At 39.1% G+C, this 26,171-nt stretch carries 18 protein-coding genes and 1 pseudogene; all 19 read left to right on the forward strand.

All coding sequences use genetic code 11. The annotated features are described in order from the left end of the window. The first annotated feature begins 3 nt into the window (after positions 1-3). Positions 4-1,809 (forward strand): NrfD/PsrC family molybdoenzyme membrane anchor subunit, encoded by a 1,806-nt coding sequence (gene nrfD / locus ACKGJN_RS04800; RefSeq protein WP_409538290.1) that lies wholly within the window; start codon positions 4-6, stop codon positions 1,807-1,809. A gap of 3 nt (positions 1,810-1,812) precedes the next feature. After that, complete coding sequence (locus ACKGJN_RS04805) at positions 1,813-2,340, forward strand: DUF3341 domain-containing protein (RefSeq protein ID WP_409538291.1); 528 nt, start codon at positions 1,813-1,815, stop codon at positions 2,338-2,340. Positions 2,341-2,345: 5 nt separating this feature from the next. Then, positions 2,346-3,029 (forward strand): c-type cytochrome, encoded by a 684-nt coding sequence (locus ACKGJN_RS04810; RefSeq protein ID WP_409538292.1) that lies wholly within the window; start codon positions 2,346-2,348, stop codon positions 3,027-3,029. A gap of 26 nt (positions 3,030-3,055) precedes the next feature. Then, on the forward strand, positions 3,056-4,399 hold the full coding sequence (locus tag ACKGJN_RS04815) for a quinol:cytochrome C oxidoreductase (RefSeq protein WP_409538293.1): 1,344 nt from the start codon (positions 3,056-3,058) through the stop codon (positions 4,397-4,399). Positions 4,400-4,427: 28 nt separating this feature from the next. Then, a complete protein-coding gene (locus tag ACKGJN_RS04820) occupies positions 4,428-5,492 on the forward strand; it encodes a cytochrome c oxidase subunit II (protein ID WP_409538294.1) in 1,065 nt (354 codons plus the stop codon). A 66-nt stretch (positions 5,493-5,558) separates the two neighbouring features. Next, complete coding sequence (locus ACKGJN_RS04825) at positions 5,559-7,379, forward strand: cytochrome c oxidase subunit I (RefSeq protein ID WP_409538295.1); 1,821 nt, start codon at positions 5,559-5,561, stop codon at positions 7,377-7,379. Between the two features lie 167 nt (positions 7,380-7,546). Further along, complete coding sequence (gene ruvB / locus ACKGJN_RS04830) at positions 7,547-8,569, forward strand: Holliday junction branch migration DNA helicase RuvB (RefSeq protein WP_409538296.1); 1,023 nt, start codon at positions 7,547-7,549, stop codon at positions 8,567-8,569. Between the two features lie 90 nt (positions 8,570-8,659). Next, positions 8,660-9,991 carry a cytochrome P450 gene (locus tag ACKGJN_RS04835; RefSeq protein ID WP_409538297.1) on the forward strand — a complete coding sequence of 444 codons (1,332 nt, stop codon included), beginning with the start codon at positions 8,660-8,662 and terminating at the stop codon, positions 9,989-9,991. 3 nt (positions 9,992-9,994) lie between these two features. Continuing rightward, positions 9,995-10,921 carry a tRNA epoxyqueuosine(34) reductase QueG gene (gene queG / locus ACKGJN_RS04840; RefSeq protein WP_409538298.1) on the forward strand — a complete coding sequence of 309 codons (927 nt, stop codon included), beginning with the start codon at positions 9,995-9,997 and terminating at the stop codon, positions 10,919-10,921. Between the two features lie 144 nt (positions 10,922-11,065). Continuing rightward, the gene (locus ACKGJN_RS04845; protein WP_409538299.1) at positions 11,066-11,311 is read left to right on the forward strand and encodes a DUF6364 family protein; all 246 of its coding nucleotides are present in this window, start codon (positions 11,066-11,068) and stop codon (positions 11,309-11,311) included. An 84-nt stretch (positions 11,312-11,395) separates the two neighbouring features. After that, positions 11,396-11,809 carry a type II toxin-antitoxin system VapC family toxin gene (locus tag ACKGJN_RS04850; RefSeq protein WP_409538300.1) on the forward strand — a complete coding sequence of 138 codons (414 nt, stop codon included), beginning with the start codon at positions 11,396-11,398 and terminating at the stop codon, positions 11,807-11,809. Between the two features lie 12 nt (positions 11,810-11,821). Then, positions 11,822-11,968 (forward strand): annotated as a pseudogene (locus tag ACKGJN_RS04855) (tRNA epoxyqueuosine(34) reductase QueG); the annotation flags it as partial. A 111-nt stretch (positions 11,969-12,079) separates the two neighbouring features. Further along, positions 12,080-14,371, forward strand: coding sequence for an NADP-dependent malic enzyme (locus ACKGJN_RS04860; protein ID WP_409538301.1), 2,292 nt, complete (start codon positions 12,080-12,082; stop codon positions 14,369-14,371). Between the two features lie 77 nt (positions 14,372-14,448). Beyond that, entirely contained in the window at positions 14,449-15,033 is a 585-nt protein-coding gene (gene ruvA, locus ACKGJN_RS04865; RefSeq protein WP_409538302.1) for a Holliday junction branch migration protein RuvA, read from the forward strand. Positions 15,034-15,050: 17 nt separating this feature from the next. Next, positions 15,051-22,193 (forward strand): T9SS outer membrane translocon Sov/SprA, encoded by a 7,143-nt coding sequence (sov, locus tag ACKGJN_RS04870; protein WP_458250431.1) that lies wholly within the window; start codon positions 15,051-15,053, stop codon positions 22,191-22,193. A 156-nt stretch (positions 22,194-22,349) separates the two neighbouring features. After that, the gene (gene gcvH / locus ACKGJN_RS04875; protein WP_409538304.1) at positions 22,350-22,730 is read left to right on the forward strand and encodes a glycine cleavage system protein GcvH; all 381 of its coding nucleotides are present in this window, start codon (positions 22,350-22,352) and stop codon (positions 22,728-22,730) included. Next, on the forward strand, positions 22,720-23,142 hold the full coding sequence (locus ACKGJN_RS04880; protein WP_409538305.1) for a VanZ family protein: 423 nt from the start codon (positions 22,720-22,722) through the stop codon (positions 23,140-23,142). Before gcvH ends, ACKGJN_RS04880 begins: the two co-directional genes overlap by 11 nt. A gap of 26 nt (positions 23,143-23,168) precedes the next feature. Beyond that, positions 23,169-23,891 (forward strand): energy transducer TonB, encoded by a 723-nt coding sequence (locus ACKGJN_RS04885; protein ID WP_409538306.1) that lies wholly within the window; start codon positions 23,169-23,171, stop codon positions 23,889-23,891. Positions 23,892-24,024: 133 nt separating this feature from the next. Further along, positions 24,025-26,145 carry a gliding motility protein RemB gene (locus tag ACKGJN_RS04890; RefSeq protein ID WP_409538307.1) on the forward strand — a complete coding sequence of 707 codons (2,121 nt, stop codon included), beginning with the start codon at positions 24,025-24,027 and terminating at the stop codon, positions 26,143-26,145. Positions 26,146-26,171 lie beyond the last annotated feature (26 nt).

Below are 26,171 nucleotides of genomic sequence, written 5' to 3' on the forward strand. Positions count from 1 at the left end.
GATATGTCTCATTACGAAGCACCTATTAGAAAGCCTTTAGTTACCGGAGATAAAACCTATCACGACGTAACCATTGATGTGGCGGCACCGGTTGAAGGAAGGGCGAATAAATCCTGGTGGATAGTATTTTCTATCGCCCTGATCGCTTTTCTCTGGGGTTTAGGCTGTATAATCTATACAGTCTCTACAGGAATTGGAACCTGGGGATTAAATAAAACCGTAGGCTGGGCCTGGGATATCACAAATTTTGTTTGGTGGGTAGGTATTGGCCACGCCGGTACACTTATTTCGGCGGTATTATTATTATTCCGTCAAAAATGGAGGATGGCGATTAACCGTTCTGCAGAGGCGATGACAATTTTCTCTGTAATGCAGGCCGGATTATTTCCAATTATCCACATGGGACGTCCCTGGCTGGCATATTGGGTGCTTCCAATCCCAAACCAGTTTGGGTCATTATGGGTAAACTTTAACTCCCCTTTACTTTGGGATGTATTTGCGATTTCCACATATCTTTCTGTTTCGCTGGTTTTCTGGTGGACTGGTTTGCTTCCGGATTTTGCGATGATACGTGACAGGGCCGTAAAGCCTTTTCAGAAAAAAATATATGGAATATTAAGCTTCGGATGGAGCGGTAGGGCAAAAGACTGGCAACGTTTTGAAGAGGTATCTTTGGTGCTTGCAGGTTTGGCAACCCCATTGGTGCTTTCGGTACATACTATTGTATCCTTTGACTTTGCTACCTCGGTTATCCCTGGATGGCATACAACCATTTTTCCTCCTTATTTTGTTGCAGGAGCTGTTTTCTCCGGATTTGCAATGGTAAACACCTTGCTTATCATTATGCGAAAAGTTTCTAATCTTGAGGATTATATTACAATTCAGCATATAGAATTAATGAATATTGTAATAATGGTAACAGGTTCTATTGTAGGGGTTGCATATATTACAGAATTATTCGTGGCCTGGTATTCCGGGGTGGAATATGAACAATATGCGTTCCTTAACAGAGCGACAGGGCCTTATTGGTGGGCTTACTGGGCCATGATGACATGTAATGTTTTCTCTCCACAGTTTATGTGGTTCAAGAAACTGCGTACCAGTATCATGTTCTCTTTCTTTATATCTATTGTAGTGAATATTGGGATGTGGTTTGAACGATTTGTAATTATCGTTACTTCACTTCACAGGGATTACTTACCATCCTCCTGGACTATGTTTTCACCAACTTTTGTAGATATTGGAATTTTCATTGGAACTATAGGTTTCTTCTTTGTATTATTCCTTTTATATGCAAGAAGTTTCCCAGTAATTGCACAGGCAGAGGTGAAAACTATTTTAAAGGCCTCCAGTGCAAAGTATAAAAAATTACGGGCAGAACATGGAGACGATGTAGATCACTATTCACCACTTGTTAGAGAGCCAAGCGCAAATACCGCAGAAGGTGTTCATAAGCAAATGGAGGATACCAGTGGAGAAGATACCCTGGAAGAGGATGATCATAATCCAACGGTAAATGCGGATGGTCTTGTTACTTCTGAAGTTCAAAAAGACAGAATCGATGAAATGCTGGAACGAATTGGAACTTTTAGTCCATCAACCCAAAAAGCAGATGACCTCACTAAATTGAAATCCGTTGGGCCATTGATGCAACAGCGTTTGCATCAGTTAGGAATTTACACTTTCAGTCAGGTTAGCAAACTGGGAGCAATAGATTTTGAATTGTTAAACGAAATTATTGAAAACTTCCCCGGAGAAGGAGAACGGGAAGACTGGGTAGCCCAGGCAATAAAACTTAATAATAAGTAAAAGATGGCATCAAAAGTTATACACGCTATTTATACCGATGACGATATACTCTTGCAAGCGGTAAAGCAAGTAAGGGCAGGAAGGTATCATATTGCAGAGATTTACACCCCCTTTCCCGTTCATGGGCTAGACAAAGCGATGGGGTTGGAACCAACAAGACTTGCCATTACCTCATTTCTTTATGGTGTGGTAGGGTTCGCGGTATCTATTGTAATGATGAATTACATGATGATAGAAGATTGGCCTCAGGATATTGGTGGAAAACCGAGTTTTAGCTTTATGTCAAATCTTCCTGCTTTTGTGCCTATTATATTTGAATTGACAGTGTTTTTTGCAGCTCACCTTATGGTGATTACCTTTTATATGAGGAGTAAATTATGGCCTTTTAAGGAAGCTGAAAATCCTGATGTAAGAACCACAGATGATCATTTTCTTATGGAAATTGATGTAGAAAATCACGATGTGAACCAACTTTCAAAATTTTTATACAATACAGGTGCACTCGAAATTAATTTAATAGAAAATAAATAAACAGAATGAAAAGTTTATTTCAAAGATCCATAGTATTCTTTCTTATTGCAGCAACAGTTACCTCTTGTTTCGATAAGAACAGCCCTAATTATCAGTATTTCCCAGATATGTATGAGTCTGTTCCTTATGACACTTTTGGAGAATACGATATTTTTGTGAACGAGCAGGAAGCCAAGTTACCGGTTGAAGGAACCATTGCCCGGGGTTGGATGCCATACGAATACGAGAATTCTAATGAAGGGTACACCCAGGCAAAAGCGGAACTGAAGAACACTCTACCTTACACTGAAGAAAATCTTACTAAAGGTAAGGCGCTTTATAGCATATATTGTGCAGTGTGCCATGGAGATCAGGGTGATGGCCAGGGGATTTTGGTACAACGAGAAAAAATTCTTGGTATTCCAAGCTATGACGATGCAGGTAGAGCTATCACAGAGGGTAGTGTATATCACGTAATGTATTTTGGTCTTAATGCAATGGGATCGTATGCTTCTCAAACTTCCATTGAAGAGCGTTGGCAAATAGATCATTATGTAATGAAATTAAAAGCTGCTTTGGAAGGCAATCCTGAAAGGGAATTCGTTGCTGAAACAGAAGAAAACCTTATTCCTGCAATTAATGCAGATAGTACTGCAATCCAGGAATCTGACGAACCCCTTACCTCTGATCAACCAGAAAGTACAAATTAAAAATAACTGTATTTAGATATATTCATATGTACACGCTATCCAGTAAATTAAAATTAACGGCAATTATATTTATGATTGTTGGTGCCATTGGACTCATCTACGCCTTTATAGCTGCTCCGTCCACAATTGAGGAGGTAAAGGAAATGATGGCTGATGATGCCTCTCATGGATCTTCCGAAATGGAAATCGTAGATCAGGATGTTCAAATAGCCGACCCGGATCACGCAGAAGCAGAACATATTTTGGTTGATGATCACGATAATGAACATTATGAACACCTTTTGCACCAATTGCAAAATAAGCCTTGGGCCGCATTGTATATAGCAGCTTTCTTCTTTTTCATGATCGCACTGGGAACGCTTGTTTTTTATGCATTGCAATACGCAGCGCAGGCAGGTTGGTCTCCGGTTCTTTTTCGGGTAATGGAAGGTATCACGGCTTATTTATTACCGGGAAGTATCATTATATTCATAATATTATTACTGTCAGGACTTCATCTAAATCATCTGTTCATCTGGATGGATCCGGAAATTGTTGCGCACGATGAAATCATTCAGGCTAAATCCGGATATCTTAATGTGACGTTCTTTTTGATTAGAGCATTGATCTATTTAGTTGGATGGAATTTATTCAGATACCTGCTTCGTAGAAACTCGCTTAGAATTGATGAGGATTCTACAAACAATAGATGGTTTAAACAAAACTTTAAACTTTCAGCTGGATTTTTAGTGTTCTTTATGGTGACAGAATCTATGATGAGCTGGGACTGGATCATGAGTTTGGATCCACACTGGTTTAGCACCTTGTTTGGATGGTACGTGTTGTCAAGTATGATAGTATCTGCAATTACAGTAATTGCATTGGTTTCCATATATCTTAAATCAAGAGGTTACCTGGAATATGTGAATGATTCGCATATCCATGATCTTGCAAAATTCATGTTCGGTTTCAGTATTTTCTGGACGTACCTGTGGTTTTCACAATATATGTTGATATGGTATTCAAATATTCCGGAAGAGGTTACTTATTTTGTAACCCGAATCGAAGATTATGGTTTGCCTTTCTTTGGAATGGTGGTTATGAATTTTGTTTTCCCTATTTTATTACTTATGAATAGTGATTATAAACGGGTTAATTTATTTGTTATAATGGCCGGAATAATTGTGCTACTTGGGCATTATTTAGATATTTTTGTAATGGTTATGCCGGCAACGGTTGGGGAGTCCTGGTTTATTGGAATTCCTGAGATTAGTGCAATGTTATTGTTTGGCGGATTGTTTGTGTTCGTGGTATTCAATGCCCTTACTAAAGTGCCATTGTTACAAAAAGGTAATCCTTTCATCAAAGAAAGCAAACATTTCCATTATTAATAAAGGACTTATAAAGAAGCAATAAAAAATGACTGTATTTTTAGTAATCATAGTAATAGCGTTGTTTGCCGTAACTATATGGCAGATGTCAAAAATATTTGATCTGTCAAGGAGTAGTGAGGAAGATTCCTCACAAATTGCGACTGACAAGGATAACAAAACCCAGGCGTATATCATGATGGGGTTTGTGGTTTTCCTTTATGGTATTATGATCTATTCTTTCTGGTTCTTAAGTAAGTTATACTTACCTGAGGCAGCTTCAGAACACGGTAGTGAAGTAGATACCCTTATGTTTATTACCATTGTTATCATCATGATAGTTCAGGTTATCACACAGGCCTTGCTGCACTGGTTTACCTTTAAGTATCGGGGTGAGAAAGGTAAGAAAGCGCTCTTTTATGCCGATAACGATAAACTGGAATTTATCTGGACGATTATTCCTGTAATTGTATTGGCAGGTTTAATCATTTATGGATTGTTTACCTGGTCTGATATTATGAATATCAATGAGGATGATGATCCTATGGTTGTAGAATTATATGCGTACCAATTTGCGTGGAGAGCCAGATATTCTGGAGAAGATAACACACTGGGGAAGGCCAATGTGCGCTTTATCGAAGGTATAAATCAATTGGGAGTAGATGAAAGTGATCCCTATGCAAATGATGATGTTATAACCACAGAACTTCATCTTCCTGTTGGAAAACCAGTTGTGTTTAAATTTCGTTCACAGGATGTTTTACATTCCGCTTACTTTCCTCATTTCAGAGCTCAAATGAATGTTGTTCCAGGAATGATCACCCAATTTGGATTTACCCCAAGTATCACTACAGAGGAAATGAGAGCAAGTGAGTATATGGTCGATAAGGTTCAAACCATTAACGAAATAAGAAAAGAAAATTCTATTGAATTAATGGCCCAGGGAGAAACTCCATTAGATACTTATGAGTTCGATTACTTCTTATTGTGTAACAAGATTTGTGGGCAGGCGCATTACAATATGCAAATGAAAATTATAGTGGAAAGTCAGGAGGATTATGATGCCTGGATTGCAGGTCAGAAAACATTTGGTGCATCCATGACAGCTCAATAGCTGTAGGAAGATTCTAAAATAGTACGTATTGAAAACAGAAAAATTAAAAGTTAAAGATTTAAAGATATGTCAGCACTAGGACAGGAAACGTTGGATCATGCGCATGATGATCATGGGCATCATCATAAACAAACCTTTATAACAAAATATATATTTAGTACAGATCATAAGATGATTGCCAAGCAATACCTTATCACAGGTTTGTTAATGGGAATTGTTGGTATATTAATGTCGGTGCTTTTCCGTATGCAACTTGCATGGCCGGGAGAGTCCTTTGCCTTGTTTGAATTTTTTCTTGGAAAATGGGCTCCAGATGGGGTAATGTCTCCAGAAATCTATCTGGCTCTTGTTACCATTCACGGAACAATAATGGTTTTCTTCGTGCTTACCGCAGGGCTTAGTGGTACTTTTAGTAACCTTTTAATTCCACTCCAAATTGGCGCAAGGGATATGGCATCTGGGTTTTTAAATATGATTTCATACTGGTTATTTTTTCTTTCCAGTGTTATCATGTTAAGTTCTTTATTTGTAGAAGCAGGGCCGGCATCTGCCGGTTGGACAATTTATCCTCCGCTTAGTGCATTGCCACAGGCGATTGGAGGTTCAGGTATGGGGATGACGCTTTGGCTTGTTTCAATGGCAATTTTTATTGCTTCTTCTTTGATGGGATCCTTAAATTATATAGTTACAACCATAAATTTGAGGACAAAAGGAATGTCTATGACAAGACTTCCACTTACCATATGGGCATTTTTTGTTACTGCAATTATTGGGGTGGTTTCCTTCCCGGTCTTGCTTGCAGCTGCCCTTTTACTTATAATGGACAGAAGTTTTGGAACATCCTTTTTCCTTAGTGATATTTTTTTACAGGGAGAAGTGTTAAGTCATCAGGGTGGTTCCCCGGTGCTATTTGAACATTTATTCTGGTTCCTGGGTCACCCGGAAGTTTATATTGTTATACTTCCCGCAATGGGTCTTGTCTCAGAAATCTTGGCGACCAATGCCCGTAAACCTATTTTTGGATATCGTGCGATGATTGCTTCAATCCTTGCAATCGCATTTTTATCAACCATCGTTTGGGGTCACCATATGTTTGTGTCTGGGATGAACCCATTTTTAGGATCTGTATTTACCTTTACCACATTGTTAATCGCGATCCCTTCGGCAGTGAAAGCTTTTAACTGGATTACTACCCTATGGAAAGGAAACCTCCAGCTTAATCCCGCGATGTTATTCTCTATTGGGTTTGTTTCCACATTTATTACCGGAGGTTTAACCGGTATTATTTTAGGAGATAGTACACTGGATATAAACGTGCACGATACTTATTTCGTAATTGCTCACTTTCACCTGGTAATGGGTATATCTGCATTGTACGGATTGTTGGCCGGGGTTTATCATTGGTTCCCAAAAATGTTTGGTAGAATGATGAACAAAAACCTTGGTTATGTACATTTCTGGATTACGGCAATTGGAGCGTACGGAGTGTTCTTCCCAATGCACTTTATTGGGTTGGCAGGATTACCAAGAAGATATTATACCAATACCGCATTTCCATATTTTGACGATCTTGCTGATACCAATGTTTTAATCACGGTTTTTGCCTTGATAACAGCAGCTATTCAGGTGGTTTTCCTTTATAACTTTTTTCATTCTATTTTCTTCGGAAAAAAAGCAACTCAAAATCCATGGAGAGCAAACTCTCTGGAATGGACTGCTCCGGTGGAACATATTCATGGAAACTGGCCTGGTGAAATTCCATCGGTTTACAGATGGCCCTATGACTATAGCAAAACCAATGAAAATGGGGAATATGTAATCGCTGGGCAGGATTTTATTCCGCAAAATGTGCCACTTCAGGAAGGTGAAGAGGAGATGAACCACTAACCGCATTTTATACTATATTTTAAGAGAGCCTTTTCTTCTGAAACATTCAGATGGAAAAGGCTTTTTTCTTTTATCTTTGTTTGAGTCCGTTGGTTTTTGAAAGCCGGCAGAATAAATTTTCATGATTCCTTAGAATTTTGAAAACCCTTTAATAATGAACATGAAGTATGAACGAAAACCTGGATCCAACCGGAGAAAATTTCACCCCTGAAGAACTCGATATAGAAAGAGCTTTACGCCCGCTTAGTTTCGACGATTTTGCAGGACAGGATCAGGTGCTGGAAAATCTGAAGGTTTTTGTGAAAGCAGCAAACCTACGTGGAGAAGCTTTAGATCACACCTTGTTTCACGGCCCTCCCGGACTAGGTAAAACTACGCTGGCTTACATTCTTGCCAACGAGTTGAATGTTGGAATTAAAGTCACCTCCGGTCCTGTAGTGGATAAACCAGGGGATCTTGCGGGGCTTCTTACCAATCTGGAAGAACGGGATGTGCTTTTTATAGATGAAATTCACCGTTTAAGTCCAATTGTGGAAGAGTATCTCTATTCTGCGATGGAAGATTATAAAATAGATATCATGATCGAGTCCGGGCCTAATGCCCGCACCGTTCAAATCAATTTAAATCCTTTTACCCTTATAGGTGCCACAACCCGTTCAGGATTATTAACCGCTCCAATGCGGGCAAGGTTTGGTATTTCCAGCCGACTTTCATACTATACCACTGAATTGTTATCAGATATCGTTCAGCGAAGTTCTGATATCCTGAAAGTTCCCATTTCGCTAGATGCCGCGATAGAAATTGCCGGCAGAAGCAGGGGGACACCCAGAATTGCAAACGCATTATTACGCAGAGTTCGGGATTTTGCTCAAATTAAGGGAAATGGGAAGATTGATATGGAGATTGCAAAATATGGTCTTAAAGCCCTGAATGTTGATGCCCATGGACTGGATGAAATGGATAATAAGATCCTCACCACGATTATAGATAAATTCAAGGGAGGACCTGTAGGCCTTTCTACCCTTGCAACCGCGGTAAGTGAAAATGCAGAAACCATCGAGGAGGTATATGAGCCTTTCCTGATCCAGCAGGGATTTATTTACCGAACACCGCGTGGCCGTGAAGTGACCGAAGCTGCCTATAAACATTTAGGCAGGGTTAAGGGCAATACCCAGAGCGGTTTGTTTTAAATTAACATGTTAAAACCTAACAGTTTCAAAAACCTGTAGGTTTAGGCGCAATATCAGATGATTTACTTCTGATGTAAACGACAAAATGTAATGGCAAATAAAAATATTCCTTCGGTTTCTATGTTTCGGTTTTTTGCGAATTCCGTCAATATTCTGAAAAACCCATTACCCTTTCACCACGATAATTTCGAGAAACTAGGGGATACTTTTCAATTAAATATTGGACCCGGGAAATCTGTTATTTTTTCCCGTGATGCCGGATTTGCACAATATGCGCTTCAGAAAAATCAAAAGAATTATAAAAAGTCCACTATTCAAACTGTTGACCTTGCGAAATACGTTGGAAAAGGATTGTTGACCTCAGAAGGTGAACACTGGCGGAAACAGCGTAAACTTATTCAACCCGCTTTTCATAAAAAGCAATTAATCCAGTTATTGGATACTATTCAGGCAGCGATCCTTACCGAACTCGGGAAAATTGAAACTGGTAGCCCAATGGATATTTTCCCCGTTTTTAACGATCTTGCTTTTCAAACCGTTGTGAAATCTCTTTTCAGCAGCGCAGTGGGAGAAAAGGAGATTTCCCGCCTTCAGTATATTACCGAAGCTGGACAAAAAATGCTGGTAAAAGAACTGCGTCAACCTTATTTTGGCTGGTGGTTTAAGCTTGGCGGAAGCATAAAACATCACGTAGGATTGACTCAGGAAGCCAGGGAAATTTTAAAAACACTGGTTGCAAAGCGAAAAAATAGCGGAGTGAGGGAAGAGGACCTTCTGGATATGCTTTTGGATGCCAGGTATGAAGATGGAAGTGCGATGGAAGAAGAGCAGCTTATAGATGAAATTCTTATCCTCTTTACAGCCGGACACGAAACAACCTCAAATGCCTTAACTTTTACTGCGGAACTTCTGGCCAGAGATCCTGATGCTCAGGATAAAATTGCAGAGGAAGTCGCAAAGGCATCTCAGGAAACCACCGGTTTATTTGAATTTATTCAGGCCTGTCCGTACACAAAAAACGTTATTGAAGAAGCTTTGCGTCTTTATCCGCCGGCTTATTTTATAGACAGGGTGAATTTAGAAGACGATGAATTTAATGGAATGTTTATCCCAAAAGGTTCCAATTTGTTATTTTCCATGCACGAGATCCATAGGCATGCCGATTTGTGGGAGGATCCGGATCGTTTTATGCCGGAGCGTTTTGCAGAAGGTAATGCACAAAAACATTCTGCATATTATTTTCCATTTGGCGCCGGTCCCAGGATGTGTATTGGGAATAATTTCGCGATGTACGAGATGATTCTTGCAATTGCTGCATTGATAAAAAAATATAAAATTACTTCAGAAAAAAAAGAAATTGAGATTCATCCATTGATCACACTAAAGCCAAAAAATGCTATTTTGGAATTTAAACTCAAATAGATTTTGTTTGACAATCCTTCAAGATATGCGCAAATCATTAAAGCCGAGGCCAAACGCCTGGGTTTTATGTCTTGTGGAATATCCCGGGCCGGATTCCTTGAAGAAGAAGCTCCCAGACTGGAAAATTGGTTGGCCAAAAATATGCACGGCGAAATGCAGTATATGGAAAACCATTTTGATAAGCGCCTGGATCCCACAAAACTAGTTGAAGGCTCAAAAAGCGTTATTTCGCTGTTGCTGAATTATTTTCCCCAAGAAACTCAAAGAGAAGATTCCTATAAAATAAGCAAATACGCCTACGGCACCGATTATCATTTTGTGATAAAAGACAAACTGAAAGAGTTATTGCAATTCATGAAAAATGAAATCGGGGATATAGATGGTCGCGCATTTGTAGACTCTGCTCCGGTTTTAGACAAAGCCTGGGCCGCAAAAAGCGGCTTGGGCTGGATTGGCAAAAATTCCAACTTACTTACCAAACAAGTAGGTTCATTTTATTTTATCGCTGAATTGATCGTGGATCTGGAGCTTGAAACTGATTCTGCGGTGACAGATCACTGTGGAAATTGTACAGCATGCATCGATGCCTGTCCTACCCAGGCTATTGTAGAGCCTTATAAAGTTGATGGCAGTAAATGCATTTCGTATTTCACTATTGAACTCAAAGAAGAATTGCCAGGTTCTTTAAAAGGCCAATTTGATGACTGGATGTTTGGATGTGATATCTGTCAGGATGTGTGTCCCTGGAATAAATTTTCAAAACCGCATAACGAGCCTTTGTTCAATCCACATCCGGAATTGTTGGAAATAGATAAAAAAGCATGGCAAGAACTTACCAAAGAAACCTTTGATGAGATCTTTCAGAAATCGGCGGTAAAGAGAACAAAATTTGAGGGTTTAAAGAGAAATCTTCGCTTTTTGGAGGAATGACGTGAATCTTTGATTTTTTTTTAGCCGGAGTGAAAAAAATAAAGAAAAGGAATTTTTCCGGCGGTGGAATTACAAGCAAAAAAACGAAAAAGACATTTAAAGTTACGTGAATAAATAATATATTTGTACGTAAAATTAAATACGATGGATAAAAAACTCACATTAAGCTTAAATGAAAAAATTATTGAAAGGGCAAAACATTATGCGAAATCGAATAATGTAAGTTTATCCAAACTAATAGAATCGTATTTAAGCACTTTGACAAAAAGGGAAAAAAAAGAACCAGAAATTACACCACTGGTAGAAAGCCTTAGCGGAGTGATTTCCATAGAGGATGATTTTGATGTTAAAGATTCGTATACTCAATATCTAATGGAGAAATATAAATGAAACATCCATGAGAATAAAATTTCTCATACATAAATATGATTATATGGATGTTATATATAACCGCAAAAACAATATTATAAACAGATGAAACGGATATTGATTGATACAAACATTGTGATAGATTTACTTTCAAAAAGAAAGGATTTTTATGATGATGCGGCCGATTTATTTTCTCAAGCTGATAGAAAAGAACTAAGCCTGAAAATTTCATCATTAACTTTTGCAAATACCAATTATATCCTTTCAAAATTAAAATCAGCGAAAGAAGCGAGAGAGATATTAAGAAAATTCAAGGTACTCGTTGAGATATTGAGTTTAGATAATAAAATAACAGAACTTGCATTGAGCGATGAAAGTTTTCATGATTTTGAGGACGGGTTACAATACTATTCGGCAATCGAAAATGAAGTTGACATTATTATTACAAGAAACAAAAAGGATTTTAAAAATTCGAAATTACCAGTTTTAACAGCAAAGGAATATTTAGCTATCAAATAATGCCAGTTTAGCAACGCATTCCCGGAATTGATGGAAATGGATAAAAAGGACTGGCAGGAGCTTACCAAAGAGACATTTGATGAGATTTTCAGGAAATCGGCGGTAAAGAGAACAAAATCCGAGGGATTAAAAAGGAATATTGAGTTTCTTGGAACATAGATCTCATAAATCCAATACATTTTTCCTCCATTTTTGTTTATGATTTTCAAAAAATTAAGTTCCTGTGCACTGCGAGAATCTTATCTTTGTTGCTTAGCCAAAATAAGTATCATGAGTAATGAAAGTAAAAGAAGAGAAGCCCTGGTGTATCACGCTAAACCAAAACCGGGGAAAATAGAAGTTGTACCTACCAAAAAATATGCAACCCAACGGGATTTATCCCTGGCTTATTCCCCCGGAGTTGCAATTCCATGTCTGGAGATAGAAAAAGATAAAGAGAACGTTTATAAATATACGGCAAAGGGAAATTTGGTAGCTGTTATTTCCAATGGTACAGCCGTTTTGGGACTGGGTGATATTGGGCCGCTGGCTTCAAAACCGGTGATGGAAGGGAAGGGATTATTGTTCAAGATCTTTGCAGATATTGATGTGTTTGATATCGAGGTGGACACCAAGGATATAGATGCTTTTATAGCTACTGTGAAAAATATAGCTCCAACTTTTGGAGGAATTAATCTGGAAGATATAAAAGCTCCGGAGGCATTTGAAATCGAGCGTCGTTTAAAGGAGGAGCTTGATATTCCTGTAATGCATGATGATCAGCACGGAACTGCTATAATTTCTGCTGCGGCCTTATTAAATGCACTTGAAATTGCTAAGAAAAAGATTGAAAAAGTAAAGATCGTTATAAGTGGTGCGGGTGCAGCCGCAATCTCATGCACTAAATTATATAAGGCTTTTGGCGCCAAAACAGAGAATATTGTAATGTTGGATAGTAAAGGTGTAATCCGTTCAGACCGGCCAAACCTTTCCCTGGAAAAACTGGAATTTGCTACCGACAGAAAAATAGACACTTTGGAAGAAGCAATGGTGGATGCCGATGTGTTTTTAGGACTTTCCATAGCTGACATCGTTACCCCTGAAATGCTTGTAAGTATGGCCAAAAGGCCTATTGTTTTTGCAATGGCCAATCCAGATCCTGAGATTGATTACAACCTGGCAATTTCTACCAGAAAGGATATAATTATGGCTACCGGGAGAAGTGATCATCCTAACCAGGTTAACAATGTGCTGGGTTTTCCGTATATATTCAGAGGAGCTTTAGATGTTAGGGCAACAAAGATCAATGAAGAGATGAAGATGGCTGCCGTTAAAGCCCTGGCTTCTTTGGCAAAGGAACATGTTCCGGAACAGGTAAATATCGCGTACGGTGAAACCAAACTTAATTATGGGCCAGAATATATTATTCCCAAGCCTTTTGATCCAAGGTTGATATCTACAGTTCCTCCCGCGGTGGCAAAAGCTGCTATGGAAAGTGGGGTTGCCAGGATACAGATAACAGACTGGGATCGATATGAAGAGGAATTGATGGAAAGAATGGGGAATGATAATAAAATTTCCCGACTTCTAATGAACAGGGCAAAAATGAGCCCAAAACGTATTGTTTTTGCTGAAGCAGATCATTTGGATGTGTTAAAAGCTGCACAGATAGTTCAGGAAGAAGGTATAGGAGTACCAATATTACTGGGAAGAAGGGATGTGATCATGGAATTGATGCAGGAAATTGATTTTGATCCTGAACATGTCACTATAATAGATCCCAAATCGGATGAAGAGAAAATAAAACGCGATGCCTACGCAGAAGTTTACTGGCTTTCCAGAAACCGGAAAGGGGTCACTAAATTCGATGCGGAAAAATTGATGCGCGAGCGAAATTATTTTGCTGCAATGATGGTTAATGAAGGGGATGCAGACGCTTTATTATCCGGGTACTCAAGGGCGTACCCAAGTGTGGTGAAGCCAATGCTGGAGCTTATTGGGATGGCAAAAGGAATAGACCGGGTTGCGGCAACAAACCTGATGAATACTTCCCGGGGGCCATTATTTATTAGTGATACTTCCATAAATATAGATCCTTCTGCAACAGATCTTGCAAAAATTGCGGTAATGACTGCTAAAACCGTGAGATTATTTGGGATGGAACCGGTAATAGGAATGATCTCCTATGCCAACTTTGGCTCTTCAAAAAATGAAAGAGCACGCAAAGTTAAAGAAGCTGTAGCAATTTTGCATAGATCGCATCCGGAGTTGATCGTTGATGGAGAACTTCAAATTGATTTTGCGCTGAATAAGGAGATGCTTCAAACAAAATTCCCTTTTTCCAAACTCGTGGGTAAAAAGGTGAACACGCTTATTTATCCAAATCTTGAAGCTGCCAACGGAACTTATAAATTAATTAAGGAACTCAACAAATCAGACTCTATCGGTCCAATCATGATGGGAATGAAGAAGCCTGTTCATATACTTCAATTGGGGGCAAGTGTAGAGGAGATGGTTAATATGGCTGCAGTTGCAGTTGTAGATGCCCAGGAAAAGGAAAAACGTGCCACGCCGGAAAAATAAGATTTGATGGAAAGCAGGAATATTATTGGGTCTTTGGTTAATTTTACTACATTTGAAATCAACCAGTCAATTAATCTATGATTCATCACTTAAAAGGGCAACTTATTGAAAAAAATCCTACCAATATTGTAATAGATTGCAATGGGGTAGGATATTTTGTTCATATTTCCTTGCATACCTTCTCGTTGCTTTCATCAGCTTCAGAAGCTATAAGTATTTTTACTCACTTACAGGTTAAGGAAGATTCTCAAACCCTTTTCGGATTCATGGAAAAATCTGAAAGGGAATTGTTCAGGTTATTGATATCTGTATCGGGTGTCGGGGCAAGCACTGCGCGTACCATGCTTTCTTCCATAGAACCAAGGCAAATCATGGAGGCAATTGCCTCTGGCGATACTGCCAAGGTGCAAAGTATTAAAGGAATTGGAACCAAAACCGCTCAAAGGATAATTCTGGATTTAAAAGACAAAATTTTAAAAGTTTTTGGGGAAGGGGAAGTTTTTGTTTCTCAAAGCAATACAAATAAAGAAGAAGCGTTATCAGCTTTAGAGACCTTAGGTTTTGCGCGTAAACCGGCTGAGAAAGTTATTGACCGAATAATGAAAGAGACCACAGACCCTACCGTGGAAACTATTATCAAGCTGGCTTTAAAAAATTTATAATTTCATTTTAAACAACCTTGAGGAATAAAGACTTGAAACTCCGTCACTTTTTTCGGCTTTGTGTCTTCTGTTTATTAGCTTTTCCTTCTATTTCATTTGCCCAGGATCAGCCCGTAGCACAGGACTCAATCCGGACCGATTATGCTACGGGTACGCTTTCTTTGCCAAATCCAAACAGCATTGTTGCTTCTTATGAATACGATCCGGTTTTAGACAGATATATTTATACCGAAACTCTTGGCACCTATAACCTTTCCATTCCGCTTATTTTAACCCCGGAAGAATATCAGGAATTGGTGATTGAAGAAGAGATCCGGAATTATTTTAAACAAAAAAACAATGCTATTGCAGCGAACAGGGAGCCGGATCCTGATGCACAACGTGATGCACTGCCCGGCTATTACGTAAATTCCAGTTTTTTCGAAAATATTTTTGGCGGTAGGGAGATTGAAGTTGTGCCCCAGGGTAGCGTCGCCATGGATCTTGGGTTGCTTTATACAAAACAGGATAACCCTGCATTTTCACCCAGGAACAGAAGAAATCTTACATTTGATTTTGACCAGCGTATTCAGCTTAGCTTGCTAGGGAATGTAGGAACAAAATTAAAGGTGATCGCAAATTACGATACCGAATCCACTTTCGATTTTCAGAACCAGTTGAGGTTGGAATATACCCCAAATGAAGATGATATTATCCAGAAAATAGAGGTTGGAAATGTAAATATGCCGCTGAATAGCGCCCTAATTCAGGGTGCTCAAAGCCTTTTTGGTTTTAAAACCGAATTGCAATTCGGAAAAACAAGGATTACTGGTGTTTTTTCTGAACAAAAATCCCAGCGAAGAACTGTGAATGTGGAAGGAGGAGCCACTGTTGAAGAATTTGAAAAGTTCGCGATAGATTATGATCAGGATCGCCACTTTTTCCTCGCTCATTATTTCCGCGATACCTATGACAAGTCTTTGAAAAATTATCCTTTTGTAAACTCTAATATTCAAATACAACGTATTCAGGTATGGGTTACAAATCGCACCAATAATATTCAGAATTTAAACGACACCCGAAATATTGTAGGGATCCAGGATCTTGGAGAATCAAATACGCCAGGGAATATAGGCCTTAATAATCCTCCTGCCGGATTTTTTAACAGTCCTCCCGGAGCTTTCCCCAATAATACGAACAACGATTTTAACCCCTTTGGTATCAATGGTCCCGGGGAATCTATTTTAACTCCGGCGATACGGGATATTTCTACAGTTCAAAGTGGATTCGGTGGTTTACCGGTTTCAGAGGGAACTGACTATGCCAAACTGGAAAATGCACGTCAGCTTAAATCTAATGAATTCACTCTTAATTCCCGCTTAGGCTATTTAAGTTTAAATCAGCGATTGAGCAATGATGAAGTACTGGCGGTAGCTTTTCAATATACCCTTAACGGGCGGGTGTATCAGGTAGGAGAATTTGCCAATGATGGGGTAGATGCCAATACAGACGGGGGAATTGATGGTGTTAGGGTAAACCAGAACCTGGTTGTTAAGTTATTAAAAAGCACGGTAACCAATGTCAATGAGCCTATTTGGGATTTGATGATGAAAAATATTTACGGGCTGGGTGCATTCCAGTTGGAGCGCGATGATTTCAGGCTGAATATTCTTTATACAGATCCGCAACCCTTAAATTACATCACTGCTGCTGAAGGTGGCAATCTTCCATTGCCTGAAGATGTTGAACAAACCACCTTGCTCAGGGTATTTAATCTGGATAGGCTCAACACCAATAATGATCCGGTTAATGGAGGGGATGGTTTCTTTGATTATGTTCCGGGAGTAACGATAGATCCACAAAACGGACTTGTAATTTTCACCACTGTGGAGCCTTTTGGCGAGCATTTATTCGAAAAACTTGATAATACACCTAATACCGGAGGTGAAGATTACAACCTTCCGGAAACCTATAATCCCAATCAGGCAAAATATGTGTTCAGGGAATTATACACAACCACCAAAATTCAGGCTGAACAGGAAGCAGCCGAAAAAAATAAATTTCAGTTAAAGGGAAGATATAAATCTGCCAATGTAGAAGGGATTCCTATTGGGTTCAACCTTCCGCAGGGTTCGGTAACCGTTACTGCAGGAGGAAGGGTTTTACAAGAAGGGGTAGATTATGTCGTGAATTATCAACTGGGGAGGGTGCAAATTATAGATGATGCACTTTTAGCTTCCGATATTCCAATACAGATCAATACAGAGAACAATGCATTGTTCGGGCAGCAATCTAAGAGGTTTATGGGGGTTAACGTTGAACATTTATTCAGTGATAAATTCCTGGTAGGAGGTACCTTTTTAAGTCTTAAGGAGCGACCGCTCACCCAAAAAGCAAATTATGGGTACGAGCCTGTAAATAATTCCATATATGGAGTCAATGCGTCTTATAATACGGAAGTTCCATTTCTAACACGGCTTGTAAACAAACTTCCAAATATAGATACAGATGTTCCTTCAAATATATCAGTGAGAGGTGAATTTGCTTATTTGCAACCGGGAACTCCGCAGGTGAGTGATTTTGGCCAAAAAGCTACCACATATATTGATGATTTTGAATCTTCCCAAACATCAATTTCTATTAATAACCCTTTAGGCTGGGAGCTTTCAAGTGTGCCGCTGGGCTTTGGAGGAGAGCTTGCCAACGGCGATTTGGCAACCGGTTATAAACGCGCAAAAATGTGGTGGTACACCATAGACCCTATTTTTTACAGCAGCCGGCGACCGGATGGAATTTCAGATTCAGACCTCTCAAGTTATGCCTCCAGAAGGGTTTTTCTTGATGAAATATTCCCCAATACAGATGTTGTTCAGGGCCAACCACAGGTGGTTTTTACTATGGATGTCACCTATGATCCAACCGAAAGAGGCACCTATAATTACAATCCTTCCGCAGCAGGAGGAAATTCCTTAAATAATCCGAAGGAGAATTTCGGGGGAATATCAAGAGCGATCAGTTCCACCAATTTTGAACAATCCAATGTGGAATTTATTCAGTTTTGGGTGATGGATCCTTATATCTATCCGGAAAATGCCGGAAATTCCGGGGGGAAAATCACCTTTAACCTTGGGAATATTTCTGAAGATGTTTTAAAAGATGGGAGGAAGCAATATGAAAACGGTCTTCCACAGGATGGATCTACATTAAATACAATTAGTACTGCTTTTGGACGCGTGCCGGCAGACCAGTCTTTGATTTATGCGTTTAATTCGGATGGACAGGAAAGAATTAATCAGGATGTGGGATTTGATGGATTAAGTGATGCTGATGAGGCGCAGCAATTTCCTGATTTTGCAAACCAGAATGATCCTTCCGCAGATAATTATCAATACTTTTTAAATGCTACCGGAAGTATTGTGGACCGTTACCGGAATTATAATGGCACCGATGGTAACTCTCCTCCGGAATTGGGTGCTACAAACCGTGGTAACAGTACCCTTCCAACCACTGAAGATCTTAACAGGGATAATACGATGAATACCGTAAACAGCTATTTTGAATACGATATTGATATTTTTCCCGGTATGAATATCGATAACAGCCCTTACATTACAGATGTAAAAGAGAGTATGGCTCCGCTTCCAAATGGCCAGGAAATCCCCGTGAGATGGGTGCAATTTAAAGTGCCTATTTTTGAGCCTACCGGATCCAAGGGAGGAATAGCCGATTTCAGGTCAATTCGATTCATGCGTTTGGTATTGAGTGATTTTGAAAAACGTACAGTTTTGAGATTTGGGACCATGGATCTTGTTAGAGGGGATTACCGGAGGTATAACCGAAGCCTGGATCCCGAAAATCCGGGACAGCCTGTGCAGGAGGGAACTTTATTTGAAGTTTCTGCAGTGAATATAGAAGAGAATGAGAACCGTGAACCAATACCTTATGTGCTTCCTCCGGGGGTAAATAGGGAAGAGTTGTTTAATAACAATACAAATATCAGGCAGAACGAGCAATCTCTTTCTTTAAGAGTTTGCGGGCTGGAGCCACAGGATGCACGTGCCGTCTATAAGAATTTTCAGGTGGATATGCGTCAATATAAAAACCTCGAAATGTTCCTTCATGCCGAATCTTTGCTGAATCAAATTCAGCTTAAAGATGGACAATTGATCGCTTTTATTCGAATGGGAACCGATTTTACCGAGAATTATTATCAAATTGAGATCCCGCTTACCGCTACTATGTTTGGAGCGACTTCTCCAGAAGAGATATGGCCAGATTCCAACAGATTGTTGTTGTCCCTTGACCTTTTGCAAAAAGTAAAAACTAAGGTTTTAGGGGATCCCGCTTTCAGACCAACTGAGGTGAATTATTTTGATTCAGAACTAAACCCTGCAGATCCCGATGATCCATATCAAATAGGCCAGTTGCGCATAGGTGTAAAAGGGAACCCTAGTTTTGGGAATATCCGTTTATTGATGCTGGGGGTAAAAAATGGCTCCCCATCTAATACCGCTTCCGATATTTGTGGAGAGGTTTGGTTCAATGAACTTCGCTTAACCGATCTTGATAATGAAGGTGGCTGGGCCTCTATTTTAAATATGGATGCCAATGTTGCCGATTTTGCTACGGTTTCCGGAACAGGAAGAATTAGCACGATTGGTTTCGGAAGTTTGGAGCAGGGACCTAACCAGCGCAGCAGGGAAGATTTTCAGCAATATGATGTGGTTACCAATATAAATGCAGGGCAGTTGTTGCCTCAAAAATGGGGAATTAAAATACCGTTTAATTACAGCAGGGGAGAAGAGCTGGTTACTCCAAAATACGATCAGCAATACCTGGATCTGGAATTACAAGCCAGGCTTGATGGAATTACAGATGCTGCAGAAAAAGCCAAAGTAAAAGAACAATCGGAGATTTACACCAAAAGGCAAAGCGTGAATGTTATAGGCCTGAGAAAAGAACGCACCGGCGATAATAAACCGATGCCTTACGATATTGAGAATTTCACGATTTCTACTTCCTACAATCAAATAGATCATCGCGATTTTGAGATTGATGAATCTTTAAGTCAGAATGTTCGGGTGGGAGCAACGTATGATTATAATTTTGCACCACTTTCCATAGAGCCTTTAAAAAATGTTGCGGCATTGGACAGCAGTTTGTATTATCAAATATTCCAGGACATCAATATCAACCCATTGCCAAGTAATATTTCTTTTGGTTCTAATATTTTCAGACAATATAATGAGCAAAAATTCAGGGAACTGGATTTAACCGAGAATGACCTGGGAATTCCTACCTTATATCAGCGCAATTTCTTGTTTGATTGGCAATACCGGGTGAATTATAATTTAACAAAATCACTTCAGTTCAGTTTCAATGCTTCAAATAATCGGGTGATTCGAAATTATATCGACGAGGATAATTTTGTAGATAACAGCATTGGGATTTGGGATGAGTTTTTTGAGATTGGAACTCCCAATCAGCATTTTCAAACCTTACAGGTAAATTATGAATTGCCGCTTTCAAAGATCCCGGTCCTTGAGTTTGTGAAAGCGACCTATTCCTACACAGGAGATTTTCAATGGCAACGGGGATCGGAAGTTTTTAATAGCCTGGAAGGTATTCCTGATCTTGGGAATTCTGTTCAAAACTCCAGTGTTCACCAAATCAATGCTGGAATGGATATGCAAAAGTTGTATGATTATTTGAAACTTGTTCCCAGAAAAAACACTCCATCCGGCATTAAGCAACGCAGCGCAGCAGTGCCAACACTTGATCCAAAAACTCCTGAAAAACCTAAAACAGAACCAGAAGTAAGTCGTGGAGATAAAAGCTACAATACCATGATTGGAATTGTTACCGGAATTAAAAGACTTCAGGTGAATTACAGGGAAAACAAGGGGATCTTTTTGCCTGGATATACCCAGAGTATCGGGTTTATGGGCACTTTGCGTCCTACAGCCGGATTTACATTGGGAAGACAGCAGGATGTTCGTTCTCTTGCCGCTCGAAATGGCTGGTTAACTCTTTACCAGGAATTTAATCAACAGTATACCGCTGTGCAGAACAAGCAACTGGATTTTCAGGCCTCTATGAGTTTTATTCCAGATCTAACTATAGATCTTACAGCAGGAAGAATTTATTCAGAAACTTATTCTGAAAATTATAAGGTAGATCCTACTTCCCTTCAGTATCAATCACTAAGTCCTTATACTTTTGGGAATTTCAATATTTCCACTATTCTTATACGTTCTGCGTTTGATACCAATGACCAGGAGTTTTCAGAAACCTTTGAGAATTTCAGGGGAAATAGGTTGGAGGTTGCCCGCAGGCTTGCAACTGAGAATGGAAGGGATCCAAATATTGTAGATGAAGAAGGTTACCCAATTGGGTATGGAAAAAGCAATCAGGCGGTATTATTACCAGCGTTTTTAGCGGCTTATTCCGGGCAGAATGTTTCTTCGGTAAAACTTGGAGCTTTCCGAGATTTTCCGCTTCCTAACTGGGAAATAAAATATACAGGATTCATGAGAATGGACTGGTTTAAAAAGAATTTCAGAAGATTTTCGTTAAGTCATGGGTACAGGGCAGGATATACAATCAATCAATTTCAAACCAATCTGGATTATAATCCTCAAAATCCATTGGAATTGAATCAGTCCAACAATTTTAAAAACCGTATGCTTTTTTCCAATATCAATTTAACCGAAATGTTCAGCCCGTTAATGCGAATTGATCTGGAAACCAATGATGCGATACGGGTTTTAGCCGAAATTAGGAAAGACAGGGCATTATCGCTTAGTTTTGATAATAATTTACTAACCGAAATTAAAGGAAATGAATATATTTTAGGTTTGGGATATCGCTTAAAAGATTTGAAGATCGTCACCAATTTTGGAGGTCGGAGCCGGGTTATGAGCAGTGACTTAAACTTTAAAGCCGATGTTGCTTACCGAAAAAATATTAACATTATAAGATATCTCGATCTTGAAAGCAGTCAGGTTATAGCTGGGCAGGATCTTTGGGCGATCAATTTCACGGCAGATTATGCCTTGTCCAAGAATCTTACAGCATTGGTTTATTATGACCATACCTTCTCTGAATATGCAATATCTACAGCATTTCCTCAAACCACCATCAGGTCTGGAGTTACCCTTAGATATAATTTTGGAAATTAATGTCAGACTGCTTGACAAAAACCAATAATAAATTAACTTTGTCATCTTATAAAATAAAATCAGGAAATGAGCAAAACTCGATGCAAGCAGCGATGGGGATATGCGAATTACACCCGATAGCTCTGGAGACCAATAAAAAACAATAAATATCTGCATATGAATATTCCACAAGAATTAAAGTATACCAAAGATCACGAGTGGGTGAAAATTGACGGTGATGTAGCTACCGTTGGAGTTACAGATTTTGCCCAGGGAGAACTTGGCGATATCGTTTACGTTGAAGTAGAAACCGTAGGGGAAACCCTTGACCGTGAAGAGGTTTTTGGTACCGTTGAGGCGGTAAAAACCGTTTCCGATCTGTTTTTACCCCTTTCAGGAGAAGTGATTGAGTTTAACAACAGTCTTGAAGATACCCCTGAAAAAGTAAATTCTGATCCCTATGGTGAAGGCTGGATGGTGAAAATTAAAATAGCTGATGAAAGTGAAATCTCAGGGCTTATGAGTCCGGAGGATTATAAAGATCTAATTGGCGGCTAGAATAGCTTTACTTTTAGCGATTGTTTATACAATTGTGTTAACCTTAGCATCTCTAATTCAACTGGGCGATTTATCTGTGGGCGCATTTAGTCCTACAGATAAAATGCTTCATTTGGGAGCTAATTTCGTTCTGGCCTTGGTTTGGATGTTGTTTTATTTGCTGAAAATGGAACAAAAACAGAATTATATTTCCGCATTTATTGTAATTTCTGTTTTAGTTATATTTTTTGGTATGTTAATTGAGGTTTTACAAGGAGCCTTAACAACGTATCGTCAAGCAGATTGGGCAGATGTTTTGGCAAATAGCATTGGTGTTTTGATGGCTTTATTGTTAAGTATTTTCTTTCAGAAATTCTTAATTAAGCTAAAACACAAGTTTAATTTATTTTTATCAAAAAAATTTTTACATTAGCAACCCTTATTAATCATTAAAGAATTATGGAACCCAAGAAAAATCCAAAAGCCGATTTAACGAAAAGAAGTGTCCTCTTTCTGCAGTTGGGTCTAATTTTAGTCCTTTTAATAACCTATTTCGCTATTGAGTGGAAAACCTATGATAGAGAAGCAATAGATCAAGGCCAATTAGATCTGGGAGATCTGGATGATGAAGAAATCCCAATTACGGAATTGCTTAATACTCCACCACCACCACCGCCACCACCACCTGCGCCCGAAATTATTGAGGTTGTAGAGGATGAGGAAGAAGTAGAAGAAACTATTATTGAATCTACAGAGACCAATCAGGATGAGATCGTGGAAGTACGTGAGGTAGTTGAGGCTCCAGTTGAAGAAGAAATTGCTGATGTTCCTTTTGCCGTTATTGAAAATGTGCCAATTTTTCCAGGATGTGAAAACCTTCCAAACAATGATGCACGTAAAAAGTGTATGAGCGAGAAAGTTCAGGATTTTGTGAATAGAAAATTTAACACAGATCTTGGAAGCCAGTTAGGCCTAAGTGGTGTTAACAGGATCATCGTTCAATTTAAAATAGATAAAAACGGAAATATAACCGATGTTCGTTCCCGTGCTCCTCACCCAAGATTAGAGCAGGAAGCTGCAAGAGTGATCAACGCCTTGCCAAAAATGCAACCAGGTAAGCAGCGTGGAAAACCGGTAGGGGTTATGTACTCCTTACCTATTGTATTTCAGGTACAGGATTAACACAAATAAATAATATTGAAATTCCCAAATCGCCGGTCGGTTTGGGAATTTTTCTTTTTGGTCTTTTTTATGAAACATCAAAAAAATTGGTATCTTTCCGCTTGATGAACCCAATTGCATTACCCCTCCATCTATGAAGTATATTGGAAGCTTCCTTTTGTTTTTAATATTTTTTGCGGCCTGGTCTCAGGAGGAAATGTCCAAATTTGAAACCTACCCTGTTTTTTATGAATGTCAATCTGCTGAATTTCAGGATGCAGAATCTTGCTTTAAAAATACACTCCGAACTTTTATACTTCAAAATTTTCAAGTCCCTGAAAAGGTTTCAGAAGAAAATTATAAAGGAGAAATTTATGTTCTTTTCGAAGTTACCCGGGAAGGAAACTTCAAAGTGCTTTTTATTGACGCAATCTATTCAGAATTAAAAGAAGAAATTGAACGGGTTTTTGGAATGTTACCAAAAATTACACCTGCTACTTACAATACAAAGCCAACCTTTGTGCAATTCCGGATGCCGCTAAAGATCTCAATGAATCTAAATACAGCGATAGAAGTGAGTCCGGAAAGCCCTGTTTTACCAGGTGGCAATGATAGTTTGGTGGAAATGCCTAAAAATAGGAATGTTCTGGAGGAATATGATGCAATTGTTTCTAAGCCTTTTAGGAGCAATGTGAATTCCAGTAATTTAAATATTCCATTATCGCACGAAAGATACAGCAGGTTTGATGCGGAGATGAACAGAATTGGAACGAACAGCCACACTGCGACAAAACCTTTTTTATACAGCGATGTTGCAAAATATTATGATTTCGACCGGGAGCAACAAGAACTTCGGAAGAATACTGCTTCCTGGCTGGGTAAAAAAATATGGAATGAGCACCTGGTGACGTTTCAGGGAGAAAACTACTGGTTTACGGGGGATCTTGTGCTGGATTTGCAAATTGGAAAAGATTTTCAAAGTGATTTTGATTTTACTTACAACAATACCCGGGGAGCAATTTTTCAGGGAGGATTGGGTGATAATTTCAACTTTTACACCGTTGTTTTTGAAAGTCAGGGACGCTTCGCCGATTATTTTAACCAATATGCAGAAAGTGTAGCCCCTTTTGGAGGGAATCCGGCTATAATTCCGGGTAGGGGAATCGCCAAGGAATTCATGAACAACGGCTATGATTATCCGGTGGCGGAAGGTTATTTATCTTACAGTCCGGTGAAATTTTTTAATATTCAATTTGGACACGGGAAAAATTTTATTGGCGATGGATACCGTTCGCTTCTTTTCAGCGATGCGGCCAGCCCGTATCCTTATTTAAAGTTGAATACATCTTTTTGGAAATTAAAGTATACCAATACCTGGATGTCCCTTAGGGATGTTAGGGAAGAAGTAGCTGCAGAAGGTTCATACCGCACAAAATATATGGCAAACCATTACCTGAGCCTTAATCTAACCAAACGACTAAATATTGGGGTGTTTGAATCAGTAATTTGGCAAAATGATAATGGCCGTGGATTTGATGTTAATTACCTCAATCCTGTTATTTTTTACCGTTCCATAGAATTTTCTACAGGAGCCAGGGGTGGAAATGCACTCATTGGGATTACCGGAAAGTATAAACTTAGCGATCCTGTAAATATTTATGGACAATGGATCATCGATGAATTTTCTTCCGGGGATGTTTTTGGAGGAGACCAAAGTTGGAAAAATAAACTTGGTTTTCAGTTAGGTGTGAAATATTTTGATGCATTTAATATTCCAGATCTTTATCTACAGGCAGAGTACAATCAGGTGCGTCCTTACACTTATTCCCACAATTCTGTAGTGCTTAATTATGGGCACAACAATCAGTCTATGGCTCATCTATGGGGTTCAAATTTCAGGGAGTTTATAGCAATCGCGAGATACCGGCACAACCGATGGTACGGAAGCACAAAATTTATATTGGGCGAAAGAGGGTTTGATTTTAATACTGAAAAAGATGATGCCTATTACGGCGGCGGAATTTACAGAAGCGAACGGGACAGGCCATTTGAAAATGGAGTTAAAATAGGACAGGGAAATACAACCACTTCAATATTTACAGAAGCCGAAGCAGGATATATTGTTAACCCGGTAACGAACTTAAAAGTATTCAGTAGTTTGATTTTCAGAAATTTCGACCCTATGGAAAACACCTCTCAAAATTTTAAAAGCAATACCCTTTGGTTGAATATAGGTTTGAGAACCGATATTTTTAACTGGTACTTTGATAATTAACCCCAGCATTTGATATAATCCCAAAA

The organism is Gillisia xinjiangensis, from assembly GCF_046298265.1.
GTDB classification, from domain to species: Bacteria; Bacteroidota; Bacteroidia; order Flavobacteriales; family Flavobacteriaceae; genus Gillisia; species Gillisia xinjiangensis.